This window comes from Panacagrimonas perspica (genome assembly GCF_004364935.1).
GTDB lineage: Bacteria > Pseudomonadota > Gammaproteobacteria > Nevskiales > Nevskiaceae > Panacagrimonas > Panacagrimonas perspica.
In genome coordinates, this window is sequence record NZ_SOBT01000008.1 from 282,332 (window position 1) to 295,175 (window position 12,844).

Here is a 12,844-nt window from a genome sequence, read left to right on the forward strand (position 1 = left end):
AAGCCGGGGATGCACCGGCCTTTGGAGCAAGCCCGATGAAGCACGAGATCCGATCGCGTTACCCGGTGTCGTCGGAAGTGGTCATGCGCATGTTTGCCGATCCCGCCTTCCACACCGCGAAGCTGCAGGGCCTTGGACTGAAGTCTTACAAGGTGCTGGATCAGCAGGCCAAGGGCGACGAGTTCCGGATCAAGATCGAACGAAAGGTGCCGCTCGATGCGCCCGCGCTGGTCAAGAAGGTGGTGCCCGCCGAAACCTCCGCCACCTCCGAGGAGCGCTGGAATCTGAAGACACGCAAGGGAAAGGTGAGCATCGATCCCGGTATCCCGGTGGACATGAGCTGCGAAGTCTCGATGGCGGACATCGGAGCCGAATGCGTCGTCACGTATGTATGGGATGTGCGCGCCAGGATTCCGCTGATCGGTGGCCCGCTGGAGCGCTTCATCTGCTCGGATCTGGAATCCAAGATGGTGGACGAAACCCGCGTGACCGCCAGCCTGATTCCGCAGTACCGCGGATAGCAAAACCGCACCGGTACTCATTTCGGACGAAGCCCTCCTGCGTGCGAGGGCTAGGATTCGCTCACATAGAGTGGGTGCGAGCCCGCCACATCGACATCATTGCGGTGCGTTTCGAGGAGGATTCATGAAGCTCAGAGTCGCCATCCCGTCCGGCCTTTTCGCCATGGGTCTCGCACTGGCCGCGATGCCGGTGCAGGGAAAGGTCACGGCCGAGAAAGCCAAGGAGCTCGACGGGCCGAAATTCACGTGCATGGGAGCGGAGAAGGCCGGCTCGGCGTCGGGCGTGGCCGAATACACCGGAAAATTCCAGGGCACCTGGCCCGGGCAGAGCAAGCCTTTCGGTTACGAGCCGGGGCCTTACGCCAACGAAAAGCCCACGCTGAAGATCACCGCCGCGAACATGGCGGAGCACGCGCAGTTCCTCACCGAGGGCCAGAAGGCGCTGCTGAAGAAGTATCCGCAGACGTACTGGATGAACGTCTACCCGAGTCATCGCGACTTCAAAGCGGAGGACTGGGTCTGCGACACCGTGAAGAAGAACGCGACGACCGCGGAAGTGAAGCCCAATGGCCTGGGCATCACGGGCACGACCGGTGCGCATCCGTTCCCGTTTCCCGCCAACGGCGGCGAGGCGATCTGGAACATCATCAATCCGCATCGCACGTCGACCGAGTCCGCGGTCTGCGACATCGCCGACGTCTACGCCAACGGCAGCGTGGCCTGGGGCCGCAACAAGTTCATGACCCTCAACCCGGGCCTGGACCCGAACAAGCGCGGCTCGTTCGAGGAAAAGATCAACGCGTACTTCTACACCGGGTATCTGCTGCCCGAACGCGACAAGGGTTTCGTCGCGGTGGGCTTCCAGCCCAACGACTTCACGAAGGACAGCACGTCGTCGTGGCAGTACCAGCCGGGCATCCGCCGCGTGCGCCAGGCGCCGGAAGTGGGTTTCGACTACCCGGTGCCGCCAGCGGGCCTGCGCTTCGTCGACGACGACTACGTCTTCAACGGCTCGCCCGAGCGTTACACCTGGAAGCTGGTCGGCAAGAAGGAAATCTACGTGCCGTACCACAATTTCAAGTTGCAGGACCCGGCGCTGAAGTACAAGGAAGACATCATCAAGCCCAACACGGTGAATCCCGAACTGGTGCGCTACGAGCTGCACCGGATGTGGGTGGTGGAAGGCAATCTCAAGGACGGCGTCCGCCACAGCTACAAGAAGCGCACCTTGTATGCGGACGAGGACACCTGGATCGCGATGTGGGCCGACAACTACGACGGCCGCGATCAGCTCTGGCGCACCGCATTCGTCGCCTACTTCTATTCGCAGGAAGCCAAGGCCTTTCATCGCGGCGCCTCGATCTATCACGACCTCACGGCCAACGCGTACGAAATCGGGTACATGGTCAACGAGCGCGGACCGGACGCCTGGTGGCGCCTGAACATTCCGATGACGCCCGCGATGTTCAGCCCGGAAGCGGCGGCGCGCGGCGGGCGCTGATCGGAGAGCGCACGCCAGGCCGGATTCGAGCGCGCCGGGTTCTTCGGCCGCTCGAAGTCGGCTGAAGAGGTGGCGCCGGTGTGTCGGCGTCGCTTAGCCTCGGAAGATGAACACGTCCGAATCCTTCCTGAGCAAGCTGGGCGCACCGGGCTGGATCGTGATCTTCGCGATCGCGATGGGTCTGCTGGCCTGGATCTTCAACCCGACATCGCGCATGGGTCTGTTCATGTTCCTGGGCGCGGCTGTGCCGGCTGGCATCGGCATCTTCTGGATGTACCAGGTGCAGACGCAGAACGCAGCCTGGCAGCTGATGCGTGAACAGGGACTGGCCGGCACGGCGCGCGTGCTGCAGGTCGAGAGCACCAACGTCCGGATCAACAAGCGGGCGCAGGTGCGGATGCGGTTGCAGGTTCGCGTTCCAGGCGATCCGCCGTACGAGATCTCGCGGGTCGACGTCGTGCCCCTGGGGCAGGCGGTCACGCCGGGCAACGAGCTCGTGGTCTACGTCGACCGCGCCGATCACCAGCAGCTGATCATCGACTGGACGGCGGCCGCGCCGGAGGGATCTTCGGGCAAGCCTGACGTCTCGGCGAGGCTCCAGGAGCTCGAGGCGCTGCGCAAGAACGGGCAGATCACCGAGGACGAATATCAGGCGCATCGTCAGCGCCTGCTCACCGAGCTGTAGTCCGCAGAGCCGTGCTCCCGTAGCCCGGACGAAGTCCGGGGTTGCGCTCGGTATACGAGGGAATCCCCGCTCTTTCGCTTCGCGAAATTCAACGTCCGGGCTACGAGTCAGGCGCCCCGCGCCTCGCTGCGCACCGAGCGCGCCGCACAGCCGTGCCAGCGCCGGAACGAGCGGCTGAACGCGCTGAGTTCCGAGTAGCCCAGGATTTCCGCGATCTCGCTCAGGCCGAGCTGGGAGTGGCGCAGGTATTTCATCGCAAGGTCCGCCCGCACGCGATCCTTGATGTCCTTGAAGCGCTGGCGGTTGGCGTCCAGCCGGTGCTGCAGGGTGCGCACCGGCATGCCGAGCGAGGCGGCGACATCGCGCAGCGTGCACGGCGCGAACGGCAGCACGGCGCGCACCACGCTCTCCACGCGCGCCGCGATGCTGGCGCTCATCGCGTCTTCCTCGCGGCGCAGCAGCGCGCCCACCAGCGCGTGCGTGCGTGCCGCACCGGTCGACAGCGGGCGATCGAGCAGCTCCTGCTCCACGAACATCGCGTTGCGATCGCGGTTGAAGCCGACGTTGGGACCGAACAGCGTGCGGTGCTCGGCCGGGTTCTCCGGCGGCGCGTGGCGGAATTCCACGCTGCGCGGCTGCCAGCGCGAGACGGTCTGGCGGCGGACTTCCTGCACGCAGACCGCGAGCGCCAGCTCCGCCATCTGCACCTCGCTGTCGGTCTGCCCGAGCGTCGAGGACCACGACACGATCATGCCGTCGCGGCGCTTCTCGATGGCCATCGACGCGACGCTGGTATAGACGTCGAAGTTCGAGGCGAGGTCTTCGAACATCTGCTCCAGCGTGCGTGCGCTGCGCAGCAGCACCCAGAGCGGTCCGATGACGACCGCCATCTGCGCCCGGCTGCCCAGGCGCAGGCCGAAGCTCGGGCAATCGCACATCTCCGCCGCGCATTCGAGGAACGCGTAGGCGGCACGGCCGGGCAGCGGAATGTCCGGATCCTTGAGCGCCTCGGCCGACACGTTGGCCCGGCGTGCGATGGCCAGCGGTTTCCCGCCGAGTTCCCGGATCAGGTCATCGGCGCCACTGAGCAGCGCGCTGCGGACGAAATTGCCGGGCATCGAGGAAGGGCGATTCGAAGGCTTGCATCTAATGTCAAAAAGATGGCATCTGATGTCAAGCTCGCATCGACGGGCGAGCGCATGATGCGAGTACTAAACCGGCATCAGTCCGGGTTTCAAAAGCCGCATTCGGCACTATTCGTTGGAGGAAGGAACATGACGCAAGGCAAGACCAGCACGCCCACGGTTCTCATCCTGGGCGCCGGCATGTCCGGCATCCTGGCGGGCATCAAGCTCAAGGAAGAGGGGATCGAGACCTTCGAGATCCTCGAGATGGGCGACAGCGTCGGTGGCACCTGGCGCGACAACACCTATCCCGGCCTGTCCTGCGACGTTCCCGCGCACAGCTACGACTACACGTTCGAGCCGAACTGGCGCTGGAAGTCGACCTACGCCGAAGGCCCCGAGATCCACGCGTACTTCAAGCACTGCGCCGACAAGTACGGCGTCACGCCGCATGTCCGCTTCAACACCCGCATCACCTCGGTCGTGCGCGAAGAAGGCGCTTGGACCGTGACCAGCGCCGACGGCATGAAGCGTCGCGCGCAGATCGTCATCAACGCCCTGGGCGTCCTGGTCCACCCGATGGACCCCGAGATCGAAGGGCTGAACAGCTTCGAAGGCCCGCGTTTCCACAGCGCGCGCTGGGATCACTCGGTCCCGCTCGACGGCAAGCGCGTCGGCGTCGTCGGCACCGGCAGCACCGCCGTGCAGATCATCTGCGCGCTGGCCGACCAGACGTCCAAGCTGGAGATGTACCAGCGCACGGCGCAGTGGGTGGGTCCGAATTACGACACCAAGCGGCCCGAGTGGCTGCGTGCGCTGCACCGCGCGGTTCCCGCGGTGTCGTGGGCGGCGGGTCGCATCCAGAACTGGGTGCTCGAAAACACGTTCTGCAAGGCCGTGGTCGGCAACAAGACCATGAAGAACCTGCTCGAGAAGCTGTGCCGCCGACACCTGGCTCAGGTCAAGGATCCGGTGCTGCGCGAGAAGCTCACGCCGAAGTTCGAGCTGGGCTGCCGCCGCCTGATCTTCTCCGACCAGTTCTACAAGGCGATCCAGAAGCCGGGTGTCTCGCTGGTGACCGAGGGCATCGAGCGCATCGAGCCCAAGGGCATCCGCACGAAGGACGGCGAACTGCATGAACTCGACGTCATCGTCACCGCCACGGGTTTCCACGCACTCGACTACACGCGAAACCTGATCATCCGCAACGAGAAGGGCGAGAGCCTGGGCGAGGTCTGGGACCAGGGTGCGCGTGCGCTGCGTTCGGTCGCGGTATCCGGCTTTCCCAACTTCTTCATGCTGATCGGCCCGCACAGCCCCATCGGCAATTTCTCGCTGACCGGGATCTCGGAGATCCAGATGCGCTACATCATGAGCTTCGTGCGCATGATCAAGCGTGGCGAGGTCAAGGCCGTGAATCCGAAGCTGTCGGCACAGGACAGCTACAACGATCACCTGCGAGAGGGCTTCACCAAGACGCAGTGGGTCACCGGCTGCTCGAGTTGGTACCTGGACAAGAACGGCCTGCCGCGCATGTATCCGTTCACGCCCAACCAGTACCGTCAGGACATGAAAGATCCCGACGTGTCCGAGTTCGAAATCACGACGACGGCCTGATCGTTGTCCCTATGCGGGATATTCCCAGCTTGGCGGAGTAATGCACACCGCCTACGCTGGACTTCCTTTGCCTGATACCCGGCGCCGCGTTGATGCGGTGCCGGGTTTTTTGCTTTCAGTTTCCTGTCATTCATTCCCCCCGACGTCATGACCTCATCCGCGCCGAAAGCCGCCTCGACAGTCCCCGCCGCCGACCCGCTTCGTTTCCGCGTGGCGGCGTGGATCATGAAGCACCGAGGCGGCGTGCTGATCGCCTTCGTCCTGATCACGCTCGGCTTCATGGGCGGATTCCCGGGCATCGAGATCCGCACGATCTTCAAGGATCTTCTGCCCGAAGATGACCCTTTCGTGCAGGTCTATTACGACCATCCGAACTTCGGCAACCCGCTGACCATGTCGATCATGATCAAGCGCAAGCAGGGCGACATCTACAACGCCGATACGCTGGACAAGGTCTGGAAGATGACGCGCGACATCGACCTTGGTCCCAACGTCGACCACGACCAGATCATCTCGCTGTCCACGGAAAAGCTTCGCTACGCCGAGGCAACGCCGTTCGGCATCGACATGCGTCCGCTGATGGACGGCCATGCGCCGGCGTCGCCCGAAGAAGTGCACGATTTCCGCCGCCGCATCCAGCTTTCTCCCAACGCGCGCACGTTCTACGTGTCGCGTGACGAGACGGCCACGCTGATCAACGCGACGTTCCTGGACTCCATCGAGTACGGCGAAGCCTTCAACTACGCGTACGACCTGGTCGAGAAGGCACGCGACGAGAACCACGACGTCTTCCTCGCCGGTCAGCCCGTGCTGACGGGCTGGGTCTACAAGCTGCAGAAGCAGACCTACAACATCTTCGGCGTCACGCTGGCGCTGCTGACGATCGCGCTGGTGCTGTACATGCGCAACATCGCCGGCGTCGTCACGCCGATCGTCTGCGCGCTGGTCGCGGCGGTCTGGGGCTTCGGCTTCATCGGCTGGCTGGGGCGGCCGATCGAACCGCTGCTGATGATCGTGCCATTGCTCCTGGTCGCTCGAACGTTCTCGCATTGCATCCAGTACACCGAGCGCTACTACGAAATCCTGAGTCACGTCGGTGACAAGCGCAAAGCCGCCGAGATCACGATGGGCGTGATGATGGCGCCGTCGATCCTGGGCATCCTCACCGACGTGTTCGGCATCGTGTTCATCGCCGTGGCGCCGATCGTGACGATGCACAACCACGCGCTGTTCTGCGGCGCCTGGGCGTTGTGGATCATCCCGACCGGCGTGTTCCTGATCTCGATCCTGCTGTCCTATCTGCCGGTGCCGAAAAACGTCGACCAGATCGCCGGTGGCGAAGGCAAGGAATCGGGTATCCATCTGTTGCAGAAGAACCTGCTGCACCGTATTGCCCGCATCACCTACGGCAAGCCGGCGCGCATCACGGCGGTGGTCATGGTCGTGCTCACGGCCTGGGCGGTCTACGACTCGCTGCAGATCAAGATCGGCAACCCTACCGAGGGCAGCAACCTGCTGTGGAACGACTCGGACTTCAATACCGCGGTGCGCGCGATCAACGCGAACTTCCCCGGCATGAACACGCTGGAGATCGTCATCGAGTCCAAGGACCCGAACAACGACGGTGAACGCGTGGGCCGCCTCGTCGAAGCCACGATGCTGCGCAAGAGGATCCAGGAGATCGTCGAGAAGGATCCGATCCTGGCACCGCGAGCCACGCTCTCGTTCACCGACTACATGATGGAAGGCAACCGCCTGATGGCCGGTGGCAATCCCAAGTGGCTACCGCTGGATCCCACGCGTGTGGCGGTCAACGGCGCGGCGGATGCGGTGACGTTCGGCTCGAACCCGATCAACTTCGGCCACGTGGCCGACTTCGTGTTCCAGCACTCGACGGTGTCGCTGTGGTACGCCGACAACAAGCAGGAGACGGTCGACGCGGCGCTCGCCAGCGCGCAGCGTGCGGTGGACGAAGTGGGCGTGGAACACGACATGTTCCGCGTCCGCATGGGCACCGGCTTCATCGCGCTGCAGCAGGCGATGAACAATGTGGTCAAGCGCTACCACTGGTTCATCCTCGGTCTCGTGAACCTCGCGATCGCTTTCATCTCGGCTTACGCGTATCGCTCGTTCGTCGCGGCGTTCCTGCTGCTCGTGCCGGTGAACGTGTCGAACTTCCTGCAGATCGCGGCCATGCATCAGCTCGGCATCGGCCTGGACATCAACGCCACGATCGTCGCCGTCATGGGAGTCGGCGTGGGTATCGACTACGGCATCTACCTGCTGTCGCGCATCTGCGAGGAGTTCACCGCGTCCGGGCATGACTGGGGCAAGGCGATCACCAACTCGCTGACCACGACGGGCAAGGCGATCATGTTCACCGCGACGATCATGCTGGTGGGCATCCTGCCCTGGTACTTCCTGTCCGACCTCAAGTTCATGGCCGACATGGGCATGCTGCTGGTGGCCATCATGCTGATCAACATGGTGCTGTCGCTGGTGCTGCTGCCGCTGCTGGTCTGGTACGTGAAGCCAAAGTTCGCCTCGCGCGAGGATCTGATCGTCGGCGAAGGCGTGGACCTGTCGAAGTACGCCGTGGCGAAGTAAAAAAGAAAGAGAGCCCGGATGTCGTCCGGGCTCTCTTCGATGTCGATATGTGACCCGGGCGAAGCCCGGGTTTTTTATGGCCTTCGCCAATTGACGGGGATTCGGACTTTGCCGGGCTTGCAGAAGCGTAGAGCGCAAAGGTCGCAAAGAGGAAAAGAAAGGACGCAAAGGAATGCGGGTAACAGCGCGGGTGAAGAAGCCGTTCCTATCATTTCCTTGTTCTTTTCTTTGCGTTCTCTCTTTTTCCTTTGCGCCCTTTGCGTCAAAAGCTTTTGTTCTACAAGTTCGAAACTCGGCACGAGCGGTGCCCGGCCTATCGCGGCTTCAGCCCTTGGCCAGTGTCTCGACCTGTGTCGCCCAGTCGTCGTAGGAGCCGAGCATCGTCCACGTGAAGTCGCAGGCGTAGTCGTAGCCGAGCTTGAAGAACGGCAGGCCGTGCGTGATCGGATCGATCTGGGCCGTGTCGGCGATCTCGACGATGGCGATCACCTCGTAGCGGCCCGGAACCTTCCAGACCTGCTTGATGGCGCCGGCGTCGCGCGCGGCCTTCACCGCGACGGTCTCCTGGTTCCAGGCGCCGAAGAATTCCTTGTGGCTCATGCCATCGGGCTTGCGAAGCTTCGCGTGCAGCAAGAACTCCATCGTGAATCTCCTGCTATGGGGATGTGGGGAACGGCGTGTGTCGGTCAATGAGTCGAATCGGTATCCGTGGCCGCACCGGTGAATTCGCCCGGGTTGATGTTCAGCTCGGCGAATTTCCGGTACAGCGTCGATCGCGCGATGCCGAGGACGCTGGCGACTCGATTCGCCTTGCGGTACTTGCGCAGCATCGAGACGATGATCTGGCGCTCGTAGTCGCGTACCGAACCCAGGCTCTCCGACGGCGTCGATGACGTGACCGGCGCGCTGCCGCCGCGGTCGCCGTCGGCGCGGACCTCGGGCGGCAGGCACTCCAGGTCGATGGCGCCAACCGAGCACAGGACGGCGGCCTCGATCGCATTGCGCATCTCGCGAGCGTTGCCGGGCCAGTCGTAGGCGGCCAGCGCGGCATGGGCAGCAGGTGTGATGCGAAGCTCGCCGAGGCCGTGCTTGCCGCGCATCGCTTCGGCGAAATGTTCGGCGAGCAGGCCGATGTCGCAGGGTCGTTCGCGCAGCGGCTTGATCGTGCGCTGGACCACCTTGAGCCGGAAGTAGAGATCCTGTCGGAAGCGGCCTTCGGCGATCAGTTGCACGAGGTTGCGATTGGTGGCGGCGATGATCCGGCACGAGGCTCGCAACGTTTCGCAGGAACCGACGCGCTGGAAGCTGCCGTCCTCGAGCACGCGCAGCAGCGAGGCTTGCATCGCCGGCGGAAGCTCGCCGACCTCGTCGAGGAACAGCGTGCCGCCCTTGGCGGATTCGAAGTAACCCGCACGGCCGCGCGGATCGGCGCCCGAGAACGCGCCACGCACATAGCCGAAGAACGTGCTCTCCATCAGCTGCTCGCTGATCGCGCCGCAGTTCACCGCAAGATAGGGCTCGTTGCGGCGCGGACTGCAGGCGTGGACCTGACGGGCCAGCAACTCCTTGCCGGTGCCGGTCTCGCCGATGATGAGCAGGTTCACGTCGGCCGCGGCGATGCGCTGCAGATCATCGAACATGCGGCGCGTGTCCGGATCGCGCGTCGTGAAATCTCCGAATCGTTCGACCGCGTCAGGAGCCGGAGCCGGTGGCGGCCGGATGACGCGCGTATGCCCGGAGGACCTGCCGAGGAGCACGATCGATCCGATGCGCGATTCCGAATGCGGCGCCGTGACGTCGATGGTGCTCTGTACCGAAACCCCGTCGTGACGTGTCGAGACCCAGCGTTCCGCGATCTGGCGGCAGCGCTCGTTGGGCGTGAACATCACCGGCCGGCCGCCGACGTCGAGCGCGAGCATGTCGTCGTGCGGGTAGTGCCGGGCCGCGTCGCTGAATGCGCTGAGAATGCGGCGGCGTTCGAGTTCGCGATGCAGCGCCATGCGGGCCTGGATGGAATTGGCGACCGACACCGTCAGGCCCAGGGCCTGGTCGCGGAAGTCGGTTTCGACGGCCGTGAAGTCGATGATGCCCAGCACCGTCTGGCCGTCGGTGTCGAAGATCGGCGCCGCCGCACAGGACCAGGAGTGCCAGCCCTCGCAGAAATGTTCCGTGGCGAACACGTGCACCGGCTGGCCCTTCGACAGGGCCGTGCCCATGCCGTTGGTGCCGGCGCTGAGCTCGTTCCACTGCGAGCCTTCGATGATGTTGGACTGCGATGCGGCGCGCTCGCGGACCACCGGGTCGCCGGAGATGTGCAGGATCGTGCCGGTGCGTTCGGTCAGGATCATGATGCCGGGAACGTCGACCAGGAAATGGCTGACGTCCTGCACGACGGGGACCGACGTCTGCAGCAGCAGTTGCTCGGCCTGACGCCGCTGGCGGAATTCCTCTTCGCTGAGACGGCGTCCCTTGGTCATCGCGACATCGACGCCCAGCGCGGAGCAGCGCTGCCACTCGCTCAGCAGGAGCTGCAGGTAGGGCGTGCGCCGTTCCTCGGTGTCGAGGACACCGGCGTTGAAGCGCTCCCACAGGCTCCTGACGCCGTGCGCGTCCTTGTGGAATCCGACGTAGGGGCTCGGAACGGGATTCATCTTCAGATCCTCCAACCTTCTGGAGCCGCGCAGCCCCGTTTGCGGCAGCGTGTCGGCTTCTTTTCGTGGTGCCACATCCGGTGGCGCACCGTATTCAACGCCCTTCGGGAGGCCGCTTCAAGGCGGGCGTCTGCCCCGTCCATCGGAGGCGTCGGGGAGATGTCCGATTCCTCGGACACATCTGTCCGACCGGCAGACAGATCGACGCTCTTCGCATCCTTTGGACAACCCCGGAGAGTTCGCAAAAGCGCTTGAAACAAGGCAATTCTGGTGACCGCGACCGGTGGTATGAATTTTGGGAAGACGGCCCTGCCTGGACATTGCGCCACGCCGAAGTCGTGCGCAAATCGGGCCGTGATTACCGGGGCAGCGCCCATCCTGAGAGGAGAACCAAAAAATGAGCACCACGACACTGGCCGCGCCGTCTGCGGCCGCCAACAGCAGCCAGGGCGCGAATCGCTACGACGCCATCGTCATCGGCGCCGGCGTCGCCGGCCTCTACCAGCTCTATCGACTGCGCAACCTCGGCCTGAAGGTCCGCATCCTCGAGTCGGGGACCGGCGTCGGCGGCACCTGGTACTGGAACCGGTATCCCGGCGCCCGCTTCGATTCGCAGGCATACATCTACCAGTACTGGTTCTCCGAAGAGCTCTACAAGGAATGGAATCCGAGCGAGCGCTTTCCGGCGCAGCCCGAGACCGAGAAATGGCTCAACTTCGTGGCCGACCGCTGTGATCTGCGCAAGGACATCCAGTTCAGCACGCACGTCACCAAGGCGCAGTTCGACGAGCGCACGCAGCGCTGGAAGATCGACACCACGGGCGGCGAGACTTTCGATGCGCAGTACTTCGTCACCTGCTGCGGCATGTTGTCGGCTCCGCTGGAGAACAGCTTCCCCGGTCAGCAGACGTTCAAGGGGCAGATCTTCCATACCGCACGCTGGCCCAAGCAGCCGATCGACTTTCGCGGCAAGCGCGTCGGCATCGTCGGCACCGGGGCCACCGGCATCCAGGTGATCCAGACGATCGCGCCCGAGGTCGGACACCTCAAGGTGTTCCTGCGCACGCCGCAGTACATCATCCCGATGCAGAACCCCAAGTACAGCGACACCGATCGCGAGGCCTACAAGGCGCTGTTCCCGTACCTGAAGGAACGCCTGCCCAACACGTTCTCGGGCTTCGACTTCAACTTCAAGTACGGCAACTTCGCGGACCTGACGCCGGCGCGGAAGAAAGAGCTGCTCGAGATGTTCTGGAACGAAGGCACGCTGGTGCTGTGGCTCGCATCGTTCCCGGACATGTTCACCAACGAGGCGGTCAACGAGGAGATCTCGGAGTTCGTGCGCGTGAAGATGCGCGAACGGCTCAAGGATCCGGAACTGTGCCGCAAGCTGATCCCGACGACCTACGGCTTCGGCACGCATCGCGTTCCGCTCGAGTCGGGTTATCTCGAGGCCTATCACCGGCCCAACGTCGAACTCATCGAGGTGGCGAAGAACCCCATCGTCAGCGTCGTTCCCGAAGGCCTGAAGCTCAAGGATGGAACGGTTCACGAATGCGACATCCTGATCCTGGCTACTGGCTTCGACGCTGGTTCGGGCTCGCTGACGCGCATCGACATCCGCGGCAAGAAGGGGCAGTCGCTGAAGGAACAGTGGAACCAGGAGATCCGCACGACGATGGGTCTGGCCGTGCATGGTTACCCGAACCTGTTCACGACGGCTGCGCCGCTCGCGCCGTCGGCCGCGCTGTGCAACATGACGACGTGTCTGCAGCAACAGGTCGACTGGATCGCCGAGTGCATCGGCTACATGCACCGGCAGGGCCTGAACGTGATCGAGGCGACGAAGGACTTCGAGGATCACTGGGTCGATCACCACGACGCCATCGCCAACGCCACGCTCGTGACCAAGACCGACTCCTGGTACATGGGTTCGAACGTCGACGGCAAGCCGCGACGGCTGCTGTCGTACATCGGCGGCGTCGGACGCTATCGGCAGGAGTGCAACGACGTCGCCGCGAAGGGTTACGAGGGTTTCACGCTGACCTGATCCCGCCCCGGGGCGCGTGAGCCCTCATTTCGGCCCCGCCGGCGCGCTTGCCGCCGGCGGGGCCGGCTTTCTGTCCGGATGTCCGCCG

General features: G+C 63.9%; 9 protein-coding genes. 6 read left to right on the top strand and 3 right to left on the bottom strand.

Features of this window, described 5'->3' with window-relative positions; genetic code table 11:
• Positions 1 to 35 precede the first annotated feature (35 nt).
• The 3 genes from DFR24_RS01370 to DFR24_RS01380 all read left to right on the top strand — a co-directional run bounded on the left by DFR24_RS01370 (position 36) and on the right by DFR24_RS01380 (position 2,707).
• Entirely contained in the window at positions 36 to 521 is a 486-nt protein-coding gene (locus DFR24_RS01370; RefSeq protein ID WP_162850961.1) for a DUF2505 domain-containing protein, read from the top strand.
• A 124-nt stretch (positions 522 to 645) separates the two neighbouring features.
• Positions 646 to 2,022: a DUF1329 domain-containing protein gene (locus DFR24_RS01375; protein ID WP_246051470.1), complete on the top strand. Its 1,377-nt coding sequence runs from the start codon at positions 646 to 648 to the stop codon at positions 2,020 to 2,022.
• Positions 2,023 to 2,128: 106 nt separating this feature from the next.
• Positions 2,129 to 2,707, top strand: coding sequence for an SHOCT domain-containing protein (locus tag DFR24_RS01380; protein ID WP_133879563.1), 579 nt, complete (start codon positions 2,129 to 2,131; stop codon positions 2,705 to 2,707).
• 107 nt (positions 2,708 to 2,814) lie between these two features.
• Here DFR24_RS01380 and DFR24_RS01385 read toward each other — a convergent pair whose 3' ends face one another.
• Positions 2,815 to 3,825, bottom strand: coding sequence for an AraC family transcriptional regulator (locus DFR24_RS01385; protein ID WP_133879564.1), 1,011 nt, complete (start codon positions 3,823 to 3,825; stop codon positions 2,815 to 2,817).
• A gap of 156 nt (positions 3,826 to 3,981) precedes the next feature.
• Here DFR24_RS01385 and DFR24_RS01390 point away from each other — a divergent pair, with 156 nt between their 5' ends.
• Both DFR24_RS01390 and DFR24_RS01395 read left to right on the top strand, forming a co-directional pair.
• A complete protein-coding gene (locus tag DFR24_RS01390; protein ID WP_162850962.1) occupies positions 3,982 to 5,448 on the top strand; it encodes a flavin-containing monooxygenase in 1,467 nt (488 codons plus the stop codon).
• 225 nt (positions 5,449 to 5,673) lie between these two features.
• Complete coding sequence (locus tag DFR24_RS01395) at positions 5,674 to 8,055, top strand: efflux RND transporter permease subunit (protein ID WP_246051471.1); 2,382 nt, start codon at positions 5,674 to 5,676, stop codon at positions 8,053 to 8,055.
• A gap of 324 nt (positions 8,056 to 8,379) precedes the next feature.
• On the opposite strand, the gene DFR24_RS01400 is transcribed toward DFR24_RS01395, so the two are convergent.
• Both DFR24_RS01400 and DFR24_RS01405 read right to left on the bottom strand, forming a co-directional pair.
• The gene (locus tag DFR24_RS01400; protein ID WP_133879567.1) at positions 8,380 to 8,697 is read right to left on the bottom strand and encodes a muconolactone Delta-isomerase family protein; all 318 of its coding nucleotides are present in this window, start codon (positions 8,695 to 8,697) and stop codon (positions 8,380 to 8,382) included.
• A 44-nt stretch (positions 8,698 to 8,741) separates the two neighbouring features.
• Positions 8,742 to 10,706, bottom strand: a complete 1,965-nt coding sequence (locus tag DFR24_RS01405) for a sigma-54-dependent Fis family transcriptional regulator (RefSeq protein ID WP_133879568.1) — start codon at positions 10,704 to 10,706, stop codon at positions 8,742 to 8,744.
• 397 nt (positions 10,707 to 11,103) lie between these two features.
• Between DFR24_RS01405 and DFR24_RS01410 the strand changes: the two genes are divergently transcribed.
• Positions 11,104 to 12,756 carry a flavin-containing monooxygenase gene (locus tag DFR24_RS01410; RefSeq protein ID WP_133879569.1) on the top strand — a complete coding sequence of 551 codons (1,653 nt, stop codon included), beginning with the start codon at positions 11,104 to 11,106 and terminating at the stop codon, positions 12,754 to 12,756.
• The last annotated feature ends 88 nt before the right edge of the window (positions 12,757 to 12,844 follow it).